The sequence below is a fragment of the Ruegeria sp. AI2 genome (genome assembly GCF_056541275.1).
In genome coordinates this window covers 1-15,973 of the sequence record NZ_JBQFYB010000008.1, presented here as the reverse complement: position 1 = coordinate 15,973, position 15,973 = coordinate 1, and the positions used below count along the sequence as shown (strand labels likewise).

General features: G+C 57.0%; 17 protein-coding genes and 2 tRNA genes. 5 read left to right on the top strand and 14 right to left on the bottom strand.

What is annotated here, in order from left to right:
* Positions 1-105 precede the first annotated feature (105 nt).
* Positions 106-181: transfer RNA gene (locus tag ACR0LL_RS14145), tRNA-Trp, on the top strand.
* Between the two features lie 164 nt (positions 182-345).
* Here ACR0LL_RS14145 and ACR0LL_RS14140 read toward each other — a convergent pair.
* Positions 346-564, bottom strand: a complete 219-nt coding sequence (locus ACR0LL_RS14140) for a hypothetical protein (RefSeq protein WP_480587793.1) — start codon at positions 562-564, stop codon at positions 346-348.
* 437 nt (positions 565-1,001) lie between these two features.
* On the opposite strand from ACR0LL_RS14140, the gene lptF reads away from it, so the two are divergent.
* The gene (lptF, locus tag ACR0LL_RS14135) at positions 1,002-2,141 is read left to right on the top strand and encodes an LPS export ABC transporter permease LptF (protein WP_480587790.1); all 1,140 of its coding nucleotides are present in this window, start codon (positions 1,002-1,004) and stop codon (positions 2,139-2,141) included.
* Positions 2,142-2,143: 2 nt separating this feature from the next.
* Here lptF and ACR0LL_RS14130 read toward each other — a convergent pair whose 3' ends face one another.
* Positions 2,144-2,977 (bottom strand): LysR family transcriptional regulator, encoded by an 834-nt coding sequence (locus tag ACR0LL_RS14130; RefSeq protein ID WP_480587787.1) that lies wholly within the window; start codon positions 2,975-2,977, stop codon positions 2,144-2,146.
* A 101-nt stretch (positions 2,978-3,078) separates the two neighbouring features.
* Between ACR0LL_RS14130 and ACR0LL_RS14125 the strand changes: the two genes are divergently transcribed.
* Positions 3,079-3,669: an HD domain-containing protein gene (locus ACR0LL_RS14125; protein WP_480587785.1), complete on the top strand. Its 591-nt coding sequence runs from the start codon at positions 3,079-3,081 to the stop codon at positions 3,667-3,669.
* Here the strand turns inward: ACR0LL_RS14125 and speB are convergent.
* The 11 genes from speB to ACR0LL_RS14070 all read right to left on the bottom strand — a co-directional run bounded on the left by speB (position 3,666) and on the right by ACR0LL_RS14070 (position 14,947).
* Positions 3,666-4,508 (bottom strand): agmatinase, encoded by an 843-nt coding sequence (gene speB / locus ACR0LL_RS14120; RefSeq protein ID WP_480587783.1) that lies wholly within the window; start codon positions 4,506-4,508, stop codon positions 3,666-3,668. The two genes, ACR0LL_RS14125 and speB, sit on opposite strands and share 4 nt — an antisense overlap.
* Positions 4,505-5,674 (bottom strand): carboxynorspermidine decarboxylase, encoded by a 1,170-nt coding sequence (gene nspC / locus ACR0LL_RS14115; protein ID WP_480587781.1) that lies wholly within the window; start codon positions 5,672-5,674, stop codon positions 4,505-4,507. The genes speB and nspC overlap by 4 nt, the downstream gene beginning before the upstream one ends.
* Before the next feature lie 85 nt (positions 5,675-5,759).
* Positions 5,760-6,983 (bottom strand): saccharopine dehydrogenase family protein, encoded by a 1,224-nt coding sequence (locus tag ACR0LL_RS14110; protein ID WP_480587779.1) that lies wholly within the window; start codon positions 6,981-6,983, stop codon positions 5,760-5,762.
* 22 nt (positions 6,984-7,005) lie between these two features.
* Positions 7,006-8,895 carry a biosynthetic arginine decarboxylase gene (gene speA / locus ACR0LL_RS14105; protein ID WP_480587776.1) on the bottom strand — a complete coding sequence of 630 codons (1,890 nt, stop codon included), beginning with the start codon at positions 8,893-8,895 and terminating at the stop codon, positions 7,006-7,008.
* Between the two features lie 100 nt (positions 8,896-8,995).
* Positions 8,996-10,081 (bottom strand): DUF1513 domain-containing protein, encoded by a 1,086-nt coding sequence (locus tag ACR0LL_RS14100; protein ID WP_480587773.1) that lies wholly within the window; start codon positions 10,079-10,081, stop codon positions 8,996-8,998.
* A 3-nt stretch (positions 10,082-10,084) separates the two neighbouring features.
* Complete coding sequence (locus ACR0LL_RS14095; protein ID WP_480587771.1) at positions 10,085-11,095, bottom strand: imelysin family protein; 1,011 nt, start codon at positions 11,093-11,095, stop codon at positions 10,085-10,087.
* Between the two features lie 3 nt (positions 11,096-11,098).
* Complete coding sequence (locus tag ACR0LL_RS14090) at positions 11,099-12,646, bottom strand: di-heme oxidoreductase family protein (RefSeq protein WP_480587768.1); 1,548 nt, start codon at positions 12,644-12,646, stop codon at positions 11,099-11,101.
* Complete coding sequence (gene bfr, locus ACR0LL_RS14085) at positions 12,606-13,091, bottom strand: bacterioferritin (protein WP_267365109.1); 486 nt, start codon at positions 13,089-13,091, stop codon at positions 12,606-12,608. Before bfr ends, ACR0LL_RS14090 begins: the two co-directional genes overlap by 41 nt.
* The gene (locus ACR0LL_RS14080) at positions 13,039-13,332 is read right to left on the bottom strand and encodes a (2Fe-2S)-binding protein (RefSeq protein ID WP_480482354.1); all 294 of its coding nucleotides are present in this window, start codon (positions 13,330-13,332) and stop codon (positions 13,039-13,041) included. Before ACR0LL_RS14080 ends, bfr begins: the two co-directional genes overlap by 53 nt.
* Before the next feature lie 93 nt (positions 13,333-13,425).
* Positions 13,426-14,697, bottom strand: a complete 1,272-nt coding sequence (locus ACR0LL_RS14075) for an imelysin family protein (RefSeq protein WP_480587766.1) — start codon at positions 14,695-14,697, stop codon at positions 13,426-13,428.
* 28 nt (positions 14,698-14,725) lie between these two features.
* Positions 14,726-14,947, bottom strand: coding sequence for a hypothetical protein (locus ACR0LL_RS14070; RefSeq protein WP_480587763.1), 222 nt, complete (start codon positions 14,945-14,947; stop codon positions 14,726-14,728).
* Here ACR0LL_RS14070 and ACR0LL_RS14065 point away from each other — a divergent pair.
* Complete coding sequence (locus ACR0LL_RS14065) at positions 14,946-15,503, top strand: ZrgA family zinc uptake protein (protein ID WP_480587760.1); 558 nt, start codon at positions 14,946-14,948, stop codon at positions 15,501-15,503. The two genes, ACR0LL_RS14070 and ACR0LL_RS14065, sit on opposite strands and share 2 nt — an antisense overlap.
* Positions 15,504-15,561: 58 nt before the next feature.
* On the opposite strand, the gene ACR0LL_RS14060 is transcribed toward ACR0LL_RS14065, so the two are convergent.
* Positions 15,562-15,634, bottom strand: a tRNA-Leu gene (locus ACR0LL_RS14060).
* On the opposite strand from ACR0LL_RS14060, the gene ACR0LL_RS14055 reads away from it, so the two are divergent.
* A complete protein-coding gene (locus ACR0LL_RS14055) occupies positions 15,602-15,781 on the top strand; it encodes a hypothetical protein (protein WP_480587758.1) in 180 nt (59 codons plus the stop codon). The genes ACR0LL_RS14060 and ACR0LL_RS14055 overlap by 33 nt on opposite strands.
* Positions 15,782-15,973 lie beyond the last annotated feature (192 nt).

Sequence of the window (15,973 nt, the reverse complement as noted above, 5' to 3'; positions counted from 1 at the left end):
GCACCACGCGGTTTGCGCAACTTGTTTGTCCGGGCATTTCGTGGCTCGGAATCTGAAAAAGCCTCTTGAGTCCGCCGCGCGGCTGGCATATCTGGGGCTCACTACAGGGGTATAGCTCAGTTGGTAGAGCGACGGTCTCCAAAACCGTAGGTCGCGGGTTCGAACCCTGCTGCCCCTGCCATTGAAATCGTCCGAATACTAAGTTGTGATATCCAAGGGTGAATGGGTTTCATCCTTTGAGTTCGCTTTGCCTGTCTTCAGCCATTTCGCGCTTGGGTCATTACTGGTCGCAGAATTGGCTTCGGCAACACTGCTACAATGGTGCGAGGCCATCGTGCCCTGTTATTATCTTTTGTTGGCACCTGTATTTTCGTGCGGACCTACGGCATCCAGCTTTTCAGCCCACATATGCTGATATTCTTGAAACACCGCCGGCTTGTTTGAGTGGAGCGCCATCAATGCGCACGCGGCCCACATAGCGACATCGTAATCCGAGTCGCTCTTTTTCAGTAATTGCGCATTAAGTGCAGCGGCTTCTGATGTCGAAGGTTTATGCATTGCCATCGGACCCCTTGTGCCAACTGATACTGTTACTCGCAATCGTCCTGCCCCGGACACTCACCAAAACCAACAGATTTCATTATGTGGGTAGAACAGTGAATGGGCTGGAAACAAGACGTTAACGTGTCATTAACTTTTTGCTGGGGCAGATGTCTACAAGAGTGTTCATGCGAACGGTCCAAAGGTGAACTAAGTCACAGACCAATCACTTGAGTTCCGCTTTACTTACAATTGTTACGAGTTGGCGCTCACGTTCGGTACATGACGCTGTTTTGTTTTTCCCACCTGTGGCTGGCGCGCGCTTGTGGTTGAGCGCGCCCTTCCCATGTCCGAATAACTAGGTTACCGCCGATGCCAGTTCTGAGGCGGTAATCGAGGTTTCCTTGGTAGAGCGATTGACTTATTGTCCGGCCACGACGCAATCAGCCGGATGAGGATACATGTCGCGTTTTGATGGATATTTCCTGCGGCAATTGCTGGTTTTATTCGGCTTCTTCACCCTTGTCCTGGTGGGTGTGTTCTGGATCACCCGTTCCGTCAGCCTGTTTGACAAGGTCATCAGCGGTGGCCAGTCCGCTATGGTGTTTCTTGAATTCACCGCGCTTACCCTGCCGACGCTGGTTCGTACAGTTATGCCGATGGCGGTATTTGCGGCTGCCGTTTATGCGACCAACAGATTGAGTCGCGAAAGCGAGATGACAGTGATGCTGGCAACCGGGTCAAGCCCGTGGCGACTGGCGCGTGCGGTAGTTTTGTTCGGTGTGATCACCGGTTTGATGATGGCCACCATCAGCGTGTTCCTGCGCCCGGCCTCGGTCCAACAACTGGAATTCCGGCAAGCCGAAGTTGCAGGAGATGTGACAGCGCAGTTGTTGAATGAAGGTGAATTTCTGCACCCTGCCGAAGATGTTACGGTTTACATCGGTGGCATCGATCTAGACGGTACGTTGCACGAGGTGTTCGTATCGGATCGCCGCGACCCGGAAAACGCAGTCAGCTATTCCAGCGTGACAGCCTATCTGGTCAATAACGACGCGGGAATTCATCTGGTGATGGTCGATGGGGTAGCGCTGCGCCTGAACAAAGCGGGCAGGGTTCTGTCCTCGACCCTGTTTCAGGACGCATCATACGACATCTCTGAGCTGACGAACACAAGCCCAATGGCGGATCGCAGCCTCGAAGCCATTCCGACCTCTGATTTGATCTTCGACCGCGATGCGATCTCAAAAACCGAAGGGTTCAGCCAGGGTAAGTTGATCGAAGAATTGCACCAGCGTTTTTCCTGGATAGCTATTTGCATTGCGGTGTCGCTGGCGGGGTATTCGACCCTGATGCTGGGCAGCTTTTCACGGTTTGGATTGTGGCCTCAGATTTTGGGCGCATTTACCATACTTGTACTGCTCGAAGGCGTTCGCGGGTTTGTGTCCCCAGTTGTGATTGATGACCCGAGGCTTTGGGCGCTGCTTTACCTTCCCGCCATAATGGGTGTGCTGATTTCGTGTTGCTTTCTGCTTGTCGCAGGTCGCCCGCTTTTACGGAAACGTGCGCGCGGGTCCGAGGTCATCCCAACACCCGCTTGATTTCAGGCTCGAAGTTCTTCCAGACAACACCGAATGTCGTCAAATTCCTTGTGATCACCGCGGGCGACCAGATACATCGGCAGCGGCAGGCTTACACTGTCTTCGACCGGTTCGAGTGCCCCCGAAGCCAGATGCTGGGAAATGACGTAATCGGGGAAGTAGCCGCACCCGCCTCTTTGCAGGACATAACGTAGTGCCATCATGCAATTGCCAAGAAACAAGGTCTGCCCCGAGGCGCGTCGCACAGCCGATCTGACGTGATCCTGGTAGATCTCACCAAGTTCAAGGTTGACGAAGACTAGATCTTTTTCTGCTGTTGCTGTTTGCGGGGTTTTGACGAGGGTTAGAAGCTCCGGTTCCAGCTCGTGATAGGTGACACGTCGGTCTGATGGCGTTTCATGCGTGATCGCCACGTCCAGCACATGGGTCGCCACAGCTTCAACCATGTTCAGATCGTGGTCGTAATTCAGTGTCAGCAGCAGTTTGTCAAAGCGCTGTTCGAACCGAACAGCCAGATCCACAAGCAGAGGGTCCCAGATACTAAGCTGACCACCCAACCGAAGTGCCGGGCGGTTTTGTGTCTGCAACGGTAAATCGCGCGACGCGAAGGCCCAAAGGGATAGTATTTGTTCTGCATACGGTTTGAATTGTTGGCCAAACTCGGTCAGCGAAGTGCCACCGGCTCCGCGGGTGAATAGTGGTCTGCCGGTTTCTTCTTCGATCAGATGAATGCGCGCGCTGACGGCCGTTTGAGTCACATTCAGCTTACGGGCAGCGGCATGAAAACCACCTGTTTCAGCCACACATAGAAAAGTTTCCAAGGCTTTGGTCCGCATGTTGAGAGTATTTTTTGATCATTGTGATAAAATCAATTCATTTTTTTGAAGTTGCGACTCGTAATATTGTCGGCTTCGGGAAACACGCCAAAGGATCAGCCATGCTGGACAAAAGCCACAAACCGACCTGGACCAGTTTTGAGAATGCCACCAAGGCCGACTGGGACGCCGTTATGGATTATGAAGAGGCGTATAATGCTGCCTTGCCGGATCGCATTCTGGACGCCATTCGGTCACTGGACGAGGAATGGACACCCTATCCGGTCAACCGGTATCAGCACAGCCTTCAGGCCGCGACCCGGGCTTATGAGGATGGCGCGGAAGAGGAGTTGGTGGTCGCTGCCCTGATCCACGATACCGGCGATATTCTGTCACCCTACAACCATGGAGAGCTGTCAGCGGCGATGATGAAGCCCTATGTCAGCGAGAAAACCTATTGGATACTCAAACACCATTGCGTGTTTCAGGGTTACTACTACAACCACCACCTTGGAGGAGACCGCAACGCTCGCGACAAGTATCGCGACAGCCCCCATTGGGAGGACTGCCGCTATTTCTGCCATGAATACGATCAGAAGGCGTTTGACCCAGACTATCCGACGAAACCGCTGGAGTTTTTTGAACCCATGCTGCGCCGCATCCTGAGCAAGGTCGAAGGCCATATGGAGCTGAACGAAACAGCCGAGGATTAACAGGCGGCCATCAGGCGATAGACAATCTGAGCTGTGGTGAAGTCCCAGGCGGAATTGCCGTCTGGGGCCAGCTCAACCACATCGAAGCCCACGCATCTGCGCCCCTTGAGCGCGTGCTCGACCAGCCGCAGTGCCTGGTAATAGCCCAACCCTCCGGGCACCGGTGTTCCGGTGGCGGGCATCAGCGATGGATCCAGCCCGTCGACGTCGAAACTGACATAGACCAGCTCGGGGAAGTCTGCAGGCAGGTCGACCGAATGGATGTTACCTGTCACCAGTTCCTCGGCATCCACGTGAAAGACGTGGTTTCTCAGTCGGCTTTGGGCCTCTTCAGTTGAAAAAGCGCGAACACCGAACTGGGCGAGCCGAACGCCTTCTTCGGCAAGCAGGTGCATCACTGAGGCGTGAGAGTGTTTTTCGCCCTGATAAGCGTTGCGCAGGTCGGCATGGGCGTCGATCTGGACGATGCCGATGGGTTGGTTTAGCGCACGGGCCACACCCATCACTGCGCCGTAGCTGAGGGAATGCTCGCCGCCCAAAGTGACCGGTACCTTTCCGGCCCGAATTGCAGCCTCGGTGCGTTGCGCAAGGCGTTCCATTACCTCGGGCAACGGGCCGTCACAATTTAGCGGTTCTTCGGTGAAAATCCCTTCGACACAGGGCTCCGCGTGACCGGTGATGCGTTCCAGTTCATTACTGGCCGCGATAATTGCTTCGGGGCCTTTGGCCGTGCCGGACCCGTAAGAGACCGTGCGCTCCAAAGGCACCGGGATCACGCGAAAGCGGGCATCTTCGGTGCGTTCGGATGCGGTCAATTCGCTGTCGAGAAAAATGCTCATGAGAGTCTGTCCTTGAAGTCGTCATATCCGAACTGCCGGATGATCTTCAGCTCGTCCGTTTCGCTGTTCCACAGGGCGATTGTGGGCAGGGGGACGCCATTGAAGGTGTTTGTCTTGACCATCGAGTAATGTGCCTGATCGAGGAAGGCAAAACGCTGTCCGATCTCCAGCGGCTTGTCCCAAGTGTAGTCGCCAATAACGTCACCCGCCAGACAGGACGGGCCGCCAAGGCGATAGGTATGGCCTGTTTCGACCTCATCCATCAGGGCAGGGCGATAGGGGGCCTCGATCACGTCGGGCATGTGACATGTGGCCGAGATATCAGTGATCGCGAGGTTCATGCCGTTGGTCGGCAGGTCGAGGATTTCACCGATCAGAATACCTGCGTCTAGTGCCACTGCTTCGCCGGGTTCGAGGTAAACATCAATGCCATAGGTTTCGCGAATGTCCTTGAGGAAGGCCACCAGCCCGTCGCGGTCATAATCGTCGCGGGTGATGTGGTGGCCACCGCCGAAGTTCAGCCACTTGAGCTGATCAAGGTAGGGTTTGATCTTCGGTTCGATGGCGGTCCACGTGCGTTGCAGCGGTTCGAACCCCTGTTCGCAGAGAGTGTGCATATGCAAGCCGTCAACGCCGCGCAACGTGTCGGCGGTCAGTTGGCTGACTGGTGTGCCAAGGCGCGAGCACGGGGCGCAGGGATCGTATTTCGGAACCTCGCCTTCGGAATGTTCCGGATTGATGCGCAGGCCAACCTGCACTTTGGCGGTTTGGGCTTTGGCGAGAAACCGGTCCTTTTGGGCAGCGGAGTTGAAGATGACGTGATCGGACAGCGACAGGATTTCGTCGATATCCGCGTCTTTGTACCCGGCGCAGAAGGTTGCGACCTCACCGCCATATTTCTCGCGTCCCAACCGGGCTTCATAGATACCCGAGGCGCAGGTTCCGACAAGGTGCCGGCGCACCAACGGGGCCAGCGAAAACATCGAAAACGCCTTGAGCGCGCTGAGAACATGCGCGCCGGAGCGGGTTCCGACATCAGCGAGGATCTTCAGGTTCCGTTCAACCGCCTTTTCGTCGACCACAAAGCAGGGGCTGGGTACACGGGAGAGGTCGAAATTGCGGAAGGCGCCGGCGTCACCGGCCTGTGTGGTCATCATGTCGGACATAACCGGCGTCTCCGTTTGGTGGAGAGGCCGGGGGCGCTGCCCCCGGACCCCCGGGATATTTAGGGCCAGATGAAGCTAAAGCGGATCAGAAGGTGACCGGGCCGTCGAGTTCATGGACCTGCCATGGCAGGCCATGTTCGTTCAGCATGTCCATGAAGTCGTCCGGGTCAAGCTGTTCCATGTTCCATACGCCGGGATTAGACCAGTTGCCTTTCAGCACCTGCGCCGCGCCGATCATGGCGGGGACACCGGTGGTGTAGCTGACGGCCTGACTGCCGACTTCCGCATAGCATTCCTGATGATCGCAGATGTTGTAGATGTAATAGGTTTTCTCTCCCGAGCCATCCTTGGCCTGACCTGTGGCGATGTCGCCAATGCAGGCTTTGCCCTTGGTTTCCGCGCCCAGATCACCGGGATTGGGCAAAAGGGTTTTCAGGAACTGGATCGGAATGATTTCCTTGCCGTCATGCATCACAGGGTCGATGCGGGTCATGCCCACGTTTTCCAAGACCTTGGCATGCATGATATAGGCGTCACCGAAGGTCATCCAGAAACGGGCGCGCTCGATCTCGGGGAAGTGGGTCGAGAGCGATTCCAGTTCCTCGTGATACATCAGGTACATGTTTTTGGGGCCGATGGCGGGGAAATCGAACTCGACCTTGTGGGTCATGGCGGGAGAATGCTTCCATTCGCCGTTTTCCCAATGTCGCACTTCGGCTAGCACTTCGCGCAGGTTGATTTCGGGGTTGAAGTTGGTGGCAAATTCCTGATCGTTCGAACCACCATTGGCATCAAGCACGTCGATCTGGCGGATGGTGTCCAGCTTGTGTTTCTTGAGCCATTTGGCGAAGACGGACGTAACACCGGGATCGAAGCCCGAACCAAGGATGGCGGTCAAACCGGCCGCTTTGAACCGTTCCTGATAGGCCCATTGCCAGTGGTATTCGAACTTGGCCTCATCCTCGGGTTCATAGTTTGCCGTATCCACATAATGAATACCGGCCTCAAGGCATGCGTCCATCAGCACCAGATCCTGATAGGGCAGGGCAAGGTTCACGAGGATTTCAGCACCAGTTTCCTTGATCAGCTTTACGGTGTCTTCGACCTTGTAGGCGTCCAGTTCGGCGGTCGCGATATCAACGCCCACACGGTCTTTCACCGACTTGGCGATCGCGTCGCATTTCGATTTCGTGCGGCTGGCCAGTGTGATTTCGGTGAAGATATCCGAATTCATTGCCATCTTGTGCACGGCAGCGTGGGATACGCCGCCCGCGCCGACAACCAGTGTTTTGCCACTCAAAGTGCCCATGGGGGTGATCTCCTCTCAGGGGTTATTCGTAATAGGTGTAACCGTTGATCGAGTCGCGGTAAGCGCTCATCAGGGTTTTGCGGTCCTTGGCTTTCAGGGTGCCGGTCGAAATCGCCTCATCCACCATTTTGCGGAAGGCGGCGACGCAATCCTGCGGGTCGAACTCGACATATGACAGAACCTGGCTGATCGTGTCGCCCTCTTGTTCGTGCAGCAGGTCAAAGCCGCCATCCGGGCGCAGGTCGATGGTGACCACGTTGGTGTCACCAAAGAGATTGTGTAGATCTCCCAGCGTTTCCTGATAGGCGCCAACGAAGAAGACGCCCATGAAATATTCGTCTTCTTCGGGCAGGGAATGCACCGGCAGGCTGGGGGACACACCGTCGGCCAGAATGAACCGGTCGATCTTGCCGTCGCTGTCGCAGGTGATGTCGGACAGTACTGCGCGACGGTCGGGGGTCTGGTTCAGATTTTGCAGCGGCACGATCGGGTGCAGCTGGTCGATGGCCCAGACATCTGGCAGCGATTGGAACAGCGAGAAGTTGCAGTGGTAGATATCCGCAACTTTTTCAAGCTGGTCATTCAGGTCCGTTTCCAGATCCTCTGACGCGGCCAATGCCTTGAGCCGCGCCATCAGCGACAGGTATATCCGTTCGGCCCGGGCCATCTGACGCAGGTCGACATAGCCGCGACGAAACAGGGCGCGCAGCTCGTTACGATAGAAGGTGGCGTCGTTCCAGCATTCCTGCAGGCGGTCGCGAGAGAGGTATCCGTGCACCGCGGCGAGGTCCGAGACCAAGTGGTGGTCATCTGGATCAACCTCGGGGCCATTGGGCGCATCGTAAAGCGTGCTTTCGAGCACGTTGAAGACCAGCATCGAGGACGTCGCCACCACGGCACGCCCACTTTCCGTGACCAGTGTCGGGTGGTCCACCTCTGCTTCGTCCATGGCGTAGGCCACGGTTTCGACGACATTGGCACAGTATTCTTCGACCGTGTAGTTGATCGAGTTTTCGGCGGCTTTCTTTTCGCCGGTGTAATCGACCCCCATGCCGCCACCCAGATCCAGGTGGGTCAATGGCACGCCTTCGCGCGTAAGCTCGGTGTAATAGCGACAGGCTTCGCCCACAGCACGGCGCACATCGTTGACATCCTGAACCTGGCTGCCCAGATGTGAATGCTGCAGCTTGAGGCAGTGCAGCAACCCTGCGTCTTTCAGCTTGTCTACGGTGGCGATAAGCTGATCGGTGTTCATCCCAAAGGCCGAGCGGTCGCCCGAGCTTTCTTCCCATTTGCCGCTGATCTGGTTGGTCAGTTTCACCCGAACACCGATCAGGGGCTCGATGCCCAGTTCGTTGTAAACTTCGATTACCGTGTCGGCCTCTTTCGGGCTTTCCAAAACGATGACCGTGTTGAACCCGATCTTGCGGCTTAGAATAGCCAGTTGGATGAATTCGGCATCTTTGACACCGTTACACACGATCAGCGCTTCGGGGGCCAGGCGATGCGCCAGCGCAATCACCAGTTCGGGTTTGGAGCCGGCCTCGAGCCCATAGTTGTATTTCTTTCCAAACTCGACGATCCGGTCAACAACCTGCGCCTGCTGGTTCACCTTGATCGGGAATACGCCGCGATAGCTGCCTGTGTAGCCCACGCGCGCTATCGCATCACGAAAGCTCTCGTTCAGATGGGCAATTTCGTGTTCCAGATAAGACGCGACGCGCAGGACCATCGGTGCTTTGATGCCACGGTCGTCCAGATCGCTGAGGATACCGGGCAGGCTGATCGCCGCTGCCTCGGGGGCCATGGGATTGCGCAGACCGATCTCGCCCTGTTCGGTCACCTCGATGAGGCCTTTGCCCCATTTCTCAACTCCGTAGATGGAATGCGGTGCGTCGGGCGTCTGTTTCAATCAAGTCGGTCCTTAACGTAGGGTGCCAGTTTCGCGCCCGCCAATACGGCAGCAGTTTGATTCTTCCAAGTGTAAACTATCTGATTGGGGATTCCGAATGTTACGCGGACGGGTGGATCGGGATCAGATGATTGTCCCATTGGCATTCGGCGCGGGTTCGAACAGTTGGGCGCGCGCCCATCAATGTCCCGAAGGCGCCTGTTCCCGTAGTAAAGACCAACCCGGTCGCCCCGGCCCCAAGCCCGCAGACATCCTCAAGCGCGAAGGCGCCGTTGAATGTGCCGCTGGTTGTGTCGAACTGGTGCAGCGCATTGCCGCGCGGACAGGTTATTGCGATCATATCGGCGTCGGCTGAAAACGCGACGCTGCCAGCGTATCCTTGCAACATGCTTTGTTCGTGATCCGGTGCCGCCAGCAGGCGTGGGGCTTCACCCTGACGATGCAGGCCCAACAGGGGCGGGTGTTCGGACTTGCTGCCCTGCCATTGCATGGCAAAGCCAACAAGACCGTCGCTCCGCACCGCCAGATGGCGGATCGAGTTCTTGTGAAGCTCGTCAGGTAACGACACCTGCTCTTGGATCCTACCCGACAGGGTGAGATAGCTCAGGTTGGGTGCCATCGTCGGCAGGTTCAGCTTTGTGCGCCCGGTTTCGGGGTGGGTTTCGATCCCGCCATTGGCAATCACCAGCGTTTCCCCGTCGGGCATCAGGCGCATGTCATGCGGGCCTATTCCGCCAGATGACAACTCACCCAGACGCGAAAAGCTTTCAGCGTCCCAGACACTGATAATACCTGTCCCGGCTTCGTAGTCGTTCTCGGTGGCATAAAAATACGCGCCATCCGCCGAGAATGTGCCGTGGCCATAGAAGTGTCGGCTTTCAGGGGCCTTTAGCTGCGCAATCTGCGCGCCGGTTGCGCAATCGATGACGATGGCAAAGGTGCCCGGACGTCTGGCAAACGCGACCGCAAAGGCCTTGTGCGGATGGGCTGCGGCCGCATGTCCGCGTCCGGGAAGAGGCACGGAGAACACGATTTTCCCCAATGTGCTCAACCCGGCAAGTCGAAAGGACCCGTCGGGAAACAGCCCTGCGGCCAGAAAATCAGGCGAACCGGCCGAGGCCCACCCGCGGACCGGGGAAATCGCGGCTGCGGCAAGACCGGCAAGAAAATGACGGCGTGACGTCATGGGTTAGTCTCCGTCCAGCGAGTTGAATCCTGTGCTGATCCCCAATGTCGGACCCAGCTCGGTCACGGCGATGGTGCGGATATCGTGGATCGACTGTTGAAGCGCCTCGATCCGGAATCGGGCCTGGGGATATGAAACCCCGGCAAGCGAGGGATCGTCAATGGATTGAGCGTTCTGGATGGCACGTGCAAACGCAGCGTCCAGTTCCGACGCGATTTCGGGGTGATCAAAAGACAGCCGTGCGGCTAAATCTCGCAAGGATATCAGCGACAGTTCTACATGGCGTAAAGACCGCCCGGACCGCCACGCTTCGGCCCGGTTCGGACGGGGGCGGTCAAATGTCCCCATGGGGCGACCCAGCCGAGTGTCAGCCGTGAACTCAAGACCGGTAGCCAAGGCCTTGAACAGCTCCTGCATTGCTTCGTCCTGCGTCCGGTAGCGTCTGTTCTCTTGGGGTTGGGTAAGGCTAGGGGCATAGCTGTGCCAGTCCTGCGCCATCGCCCGGGCATTGGCATCGATATCCGCCGTGATCGCCCTGATCAGCGCGCAGCGATATTCGGCACTACCCTGTTCCGCGTAATTGGGATCGAACAACATCCGTTCGAGCGCGAAGAACCCGCGCCCTGCTATGGACGTTTCGGCATAGGCCTCCGGGCTTTGCACGGCGTCATCCTCGGTTGCGATATGCTGGGACAGGGCTTTGGTGGTGAACCCTTTCGTGTCCGGCCAGAACGCCATGGCGAAAGCGCGGTCATCGACCTCGGTCGGACCAAACCGCAGGTGGCTGGCGGATATCCAGCTATCGAAAGCCGCATCGTAGGCCGCGCGCAGCGCCGGTGAGGTCGGATCGCACTCAACCAGTGATGCGCTGACTAGCGCGCCCGTCGTTTCCGGGAGCGTGTCGAACCGGGGCAGGATATGGGTTTCTGTTACATCCATCAGGATCGGCCCGCGATCCTGTGCCTGCGCGGCAAGTGGCATGATCAACGCTGCAACAAGGGTAAGAACTCGCATGGGTCAGAGGCTCTCCAGAAATTGGATCAGGGCGTCACGGTCGGCTTTGGGTATCGAGACTACGGTATCACGGGCAGCCTGCGCTTCACCTCCATGCCACAGGATCGCCTCTAGCAAGGTGCGCGCCCGCCCGTCATGCAGAAACTCTGTGTGGCCCGAGACGCGTTCGGTCAGGCCAATGCCCCACAAAGGCGGCGTGCGCCATTCCCGGACCGTTGCGCGGGCCTCGGGGCGATTGTCGGCCAGACCTTCGCCCAGGTCATGAAGCAACAGGTCGGTGTAGGGCCATATCAGCTGAAAACTGTGCTCGGGCCGGTCTTCCATCCGATGAGTGACATGTGACGGTGTGTGGCATGACGCGCAGCCGGTTGCATGGAACACCTCTTTCCCGCGAAGGACCCTGGGGTTGTCCATGTCGCGGCGACCCGGCACGCCCAGATTGCGGCTGTAGAAAGCGACCAGGTCCATACCCTGATGATCGATCTCAAAGCCGCGCTCATCATTGTCGCCGTGCGGGGCTTTGATGCAGTTCACCTGCACATTGGTGCAATCCCCGTGCGGAGCAGGGTAGAGTGGGTTCGAAATGCCGATATCCCCGGCAAAAGCAGCTGCCGATTGTTCCATAACTGTCGGCATCCCCGCCTTGTGACCGAACCGGCCCATCATCGGCGTGTCAAACTCGACCGACCAGACGACATTCGGGCGACCTGATATGCCGTCCCCATCCAAATCGTTAGGGTCGGCCTTGGCAAGCAGGTCTTCGACCGGGATCGCTTCCAACAGGCCAAGCCCGATCATCTGCGGCGCGACCCGGGGGCTTAGCATCGCGTCGGGGTGCAGCGGGCCATAACCCAGATCGGCTGCCTGATAAGTCGGGCGGCGCAGTGAGGCGGTTTCACCGTCAGAAAGCTCCACCGGGATCTCTTCGTACGAGATGTCCAGCCGGTATTCCGCTGGATGACCTGCCAGTGCGAAATCCTGCATCTGCCCACCATAGGTAGGCTCGGGCAGAGTGGCGATGTAATCTTCTATCGCTGCATAGCCATCTTCCGACGTGCCGGGGATCGAGACCCGCAGGAACATCGAAACCGCGTTGTCATCGGGCCCGTTTGGCGTGTGTCCGCGCCCATCCTTGATGTGGCAGCGCTGGCACGACCGCGCGTTATAGAGCGGCCCCAACCCGTCAGAGGCGAGCGTCGATGAGGGCGACGAAACCCAGACCTTCTTGAACAGCCCGTTTCCGACTTTGAAATTCAGCTCCTGTTCAAAGCTCAGGTTGTCTGACGGTTGCGAGAACGCATCCGCGTCAGTACGGACCCGAACAGTCGCAGCCCCGGCGGGCAGTTCTTCAAACTGCTGCGGTGCGCTGAAATCCTGGGGCGGTGCTGTGACAACGGCAATTCGGGCGCGTTCATCGTCAGTGCGGGGGGTGAAGTTCAGATGCAGGTCCTGTAGCTCGGCTGACAGGGAAGGGGTGGCCGCAAAGGCGACCACCGACAGGGCGACAAGGCTATTCGCCTTCGTCCATTTTCGATGCGTTGAGTTGCGCATAATTGGCTTCGCCGATCCTTTCATAGAGGTCGAGCTGCGTTTCGAGAAAGTCGATATGGCCCTCTTCATCGGACATCAACTGCTCGAACAGCGACATCGAGACATAGTCGCCGGCATCCCGACAATATTCGCGCGCTTCCTTGTACAAGGCCCGTGCATCGATCTCGGCCGCAAGGTCACATTCCAGCGTTTCCTTTGGTGTTTGACCGATCCGAAGCGGGTCCAGCTTCTGAAGGTTGGGGTGGCCTTCCAGAAAGATGATCCGTTCGATCAGCTTGTCCGCGTGGCCCATCTCTTCGATGCTTTCCTCGCGGCTTTTCTTGGCCATGTGGCCAAGCCCCCAGTCTTCCTGCAACCGGTAGTGCAGCCAGTATTGGCTGACTGCAGTCAGTTCATGCCGCAGAGATTTGTTGAGATATTCGATGACTTTTGGATCGCCCTTCATCTGCACTCTCCTGTGATACTGCCGCGCGCAGGGCGCGGAGTTGCATGGGTACTTCGAGATTATCGCTTGACCGCATCGTGTCCAGAAACAGAGGCATGCATCCGCCGCAATCCGCCGATTTTCCAAGAGCACGGTAAACCTTGCCGGGGGTGATGATGGTTTGGGGATCGGCTGTCCGCATCCAGTCGATGGCGGCGCGGATGTCGTGGTCCGAGATGTTGGTGCAGTGGCAGACAATCATGAATGTTGGCTTGGGTTTGTGTGGTTCAAAGGGCTGGCGGGTTAGCGTGCTGAGTGTACCGGGGGCAGGCAAGCCCCCGGCACGCGTTCTTGTTTAGTGGAATACCGCGTCGGGGTTATCCAGACTGTCTGATCCTTCAAATTCAATCTGGTCCAGTTCCAGTGTGGTCACGATGCGCTCGATTGTTTTGGTCTGGTCGATCAGGCCGTTGACGCCGGCCATGATTAGGGTTTCACCGCCTTCGTTGCCGCGTTCCAGCATTTGGTCATAGGCAAACCCTGCTTCCGCGGTCGATTTGATCCTGCCAAGGGCTTGCATCGTGACGGCCAGTTTCGCCTTCATCTCGGCGTCCAGTGCCGGATCAGTTGCGATTACCAGATCGGCCAGCGATGCGCCTGATACAGGTGTGCCATCGATGCGGGTATAGCTGCCCAGATAGACGTTCAGAACGCCCAGTCCATCGTAGTAATGGCTGTTGTGGGTGTTGTCCGAAAAGCAATCATGTTCTTCTTCCGGGTCGTTCAGCATCAGGCCCAGACGCATCCGCTCACCCGCTTGTTCACCGTAAGACAGTGAACCCATACCGGTCAGGATCGCACTGACACCCGCCGTTTCATTTTCCATCAGCGCCGTGCGCGCCGCGCCGCCTTGTTTCCACTGATCGGCCATCCAGGTCAGATCGCTGACCAGCAGGTCGGTTGCGGCGCTCAGATACTGGGCACGACGGTCACAATATCCACCAGTGCAGGTATCGCCGTTTGCATAATCAGTGGCTGGACGGTTGCCTGCACCGGCCCCGTGGCCATTCACGTCCTGACCCCACAGCAGGAACTCGATAGCGTGGTAGCCGGTCGCGACATTGGCTTCGATACCATCAGCTTCGTGCAGGGTTTCACTCAGCAGTTCCGGAGTAATCTCGCTGGCGTCAATGGTTTCGCCCGACAGTTCGAAGCTGGGGTTGGCGATGACATTCAGAACCGCAAATTCGTTCTCATCCGTCGCGCCACCATAGGCCGCGTCGACATAATCAATCAGACCTTCATCCAGTGGCCAACCGTTTACTTTGCCCTCCCAGTCATCAACGATTGCGTTGCCAAAACGATAAACTTCGGTCTGTTGATAAGGCACACGCGCTGCAACCCATGCTGCCCGTGCCGCAGTCAGGGTCGCGTCCGAGGGTTCGGCAATCAGCGCACCGACTGCGTCCCGCAAAACCTTTGCCGCAGTCAGGCTGTCGTCATACTTGGCTTCGGCAATATCGGCATAGGTTTCCAGAATATCCGCTTTTGTCGGCACATCACCGGCAAAAGCAAAAGTGGCTGTCGCAAATGTCAAAGCGCTGGCTGTTGCAAACAACTTGGTCATAGGGGTCGATACTCTCTTTTCAGAACTGTCAGATCAGGCGGGTTTGTTCCTGCGGCGGCTTTCGTTGAAATAACTGAGTTAAAAAGTCAACATTGTCAATCTGAGTTTTTTTGTCGGATAATGAAACCACTGACTCGGTTGCCACTATCCCCATATCTGGCGGGGGTTCGGCCCGGCGGATCACATTGTGCGGTACATGTTTCGGGCTAAAATCAGCCAAGTGATTCTTTGTAGGTGGTTTGTTGTTCATGAAGCGCGTGGTTCTGGCCTTGTTCCTGTTTCCTGCGGCACTTGCGGCGCAAGCAACGCAGGTTTCCACGCCTCATCACCATGGTTCGGCCCAGATCGATATCGTGTTTTCTGACACCGGGTTCGCCTTGGCGCTGAGGGTGCCAAGCATGGACATCGTCGGGTTTGAAACCCCGGTTGAAAACGATGACAGCCGCACACGTGTGGCCATAGCAATGTCAAAACTTTCCGACCCGCTAAACCTGTTCGTAACCCCGCCCGGAGCTGGGTGCTCTACGGTGGCCGCCCATGTGGTTCTGACATATGGCATCACACAGCAGAGTGGTGAGGCGAACGCAGTCACAGGCTCCACGACGGCGGAGAGTCACTCGGAGTTTCAGGCGGACTATGTCATTCAGTGTCACGATATGAGTGCGCTGAACATAATCGAGTTCACCTATTTCACGCAGTTCAGTGGGACCGACCAGCTGAACATCCAGTTGAAAACGGGCGGGGCACAGGGCGCGTTCGACATCACACGCGCGGCACCATATCTCGATCTTCCGCCGGATCGATGAGCGCTGAAATCATAAGGAAAACCAAAAGTGGTGTTTCGGTTTGATGCTTTGGGGATATTGGTAGCGGAGGAGGGACTTGAACCCCCGACACGCGGATTATGATTCCGCTTCATGCTTTCCTCTACTTCTTTCAGGGAAACCTGTTGGGCGCTTGGATATATGGCGCCCAAACCGCTATCGCACTGCTCTTTAAAGAGTTTTTAACAACAGAGCTCCGCTTTTCTGTGATGTTCGCCGCAGAAACAAACGACCTTCTGGGACTGCGTCAACATTTTTGAGGATGGTACAGAAATGGTACAAAATTTGAGGCAAACAACATGCCGACAGAAGCATGCGAAATTGACAGAAGAATTGTGGCGAAGGCCGTGCGTATGGCTGAGTGAGCCTCCCCAACTGAACTGGTCCACCGCTATGTTTAGGAAACGGAGGACCAAGAATGGCAAACAAGCGACCGAAGCCCGAAGAGATTG

What these genes read in the sequence shown, in the direction of transcription:
- ACR0LL_RS14140 (WP_480587793.1), bottom strand. Translation starts at nt 564, where the DNA reads ATGGCAATGCATAAACCTTCGACATCAGAAGCCGCTGCACTTAATGCG.
- lptF (WP_480587790.1), top strand. Translation starts at nt 1,002, where the DNA reads ATGTCGCGTTTTGATGGATATTTCCTGCGGCAATTGCTGGTTTTATTC.
- ACR0LL_RS14130 (WP_480587787.1), bottom strand. Translation starts at nt 2,977, where the DNA reads ATGCGGACCAAAGCCTTGGAAACTTTTCTATGTGTGGCTGAAACAGGT.
- ACR0LL_RS14125 (WP_480587785.1), top strand. Translation starts at nt 3,079, where the DNA reads ATGCTGGACAAAAGCCACAAACCGACCTGGACCAGTTTTGAGAATGCC.
- speB (WP_480587783.1), bottom strand. Translation starts at nt 4,508, where the DNA reads ATGAGCATTTTTCTCGACAGCGAATTGACCGCATCCGAACGCACCGAA.
- nspC (WP_480587781.1), bottom strand. Translation starts at nt 5,674, where the DNA reads ATGTCCGACATGATGACCACACAGGCCGGTGACGCCGGCGCCTTCCGC.
- ACR0LL_RS14110 (WP_480587779.1), bottom strand. Translation starts at nt 6,983, where the DNA reads ATGGGCACTTTGAGTGGCAAAACACTGGTTGTCGGCGCGGGCGGCGTA.
- ACR0LL_RS14100 (WP_480587773.1), bottom strand. Translation starts at nt 10,081, where the DNA reads ATGACGTCACGCCGTCATTTTCTTGCCGGTCTTGCCGCAGCCGCGATT.
- ACR0LL_RS14095 (WP_480587771.1), bottom strand. Translation starts at nt 11,095, where the DNA reads ATGCGAGTTCTTACCCTTGTTGCAGCGTTGATCATGCCACTTGCCGCG.
- ACR0LL_RS14090 (WP_480587768.1), bottom strand. Translation starts at nt 12,646, where the DNA reads ATGCGCAACTCAACGCATCGAAAATGGACGAAGGCGAATAGCCTTGTC.
- bfr (WP_267365109.1), bottom strand. Translation starts at nt 13,091, where the DNA reads ATGAAGGGCGATCCAAAAGTCATCGAATATCTCAACAAATCTCTGCGG.
- ACR0LL_RS14080 (WP_480482354.1), bottom strand. Translation starts at nt 13,332, where the DNA reads ATGATTGTCTGCCACTGCACCAACATCTCGGACCACGACATCCGCGCC.
- ACR0LL_RS14075 (WP_480587766.1), bottom strand. Translation starts at nt 14,697, where the DNA reads ATGACCAAGTTGTTTGCAACAGCCAGCGCTTTGACATTTGCGACAGCC.
- ACR0LL_RS14065 (WP_480587760.1), top strand. Translation starts at nt 14,946, where the DNA reads ATGAAGCGCGTGGTTCTGGCCTTGTTCCTGTTTCCTGCGGCACTTGCG.
- ACR0LL_RS14070 (WP_480587763.1), bottom strand. Translation starts at nt 14,947, where the DNA reads ATGAACAACAAACCACCTACAAAGAATCACTTGGCTGATTTTAGCCCG.
- ACR0LL_RS14055 (WP_480587758.1), top strand. Translation starts at nt 15,602, where the DNA reads ATGATTCCGCTTCATGCTTTCCTCTACTTCTTTCAGGGAAACCTGTTG.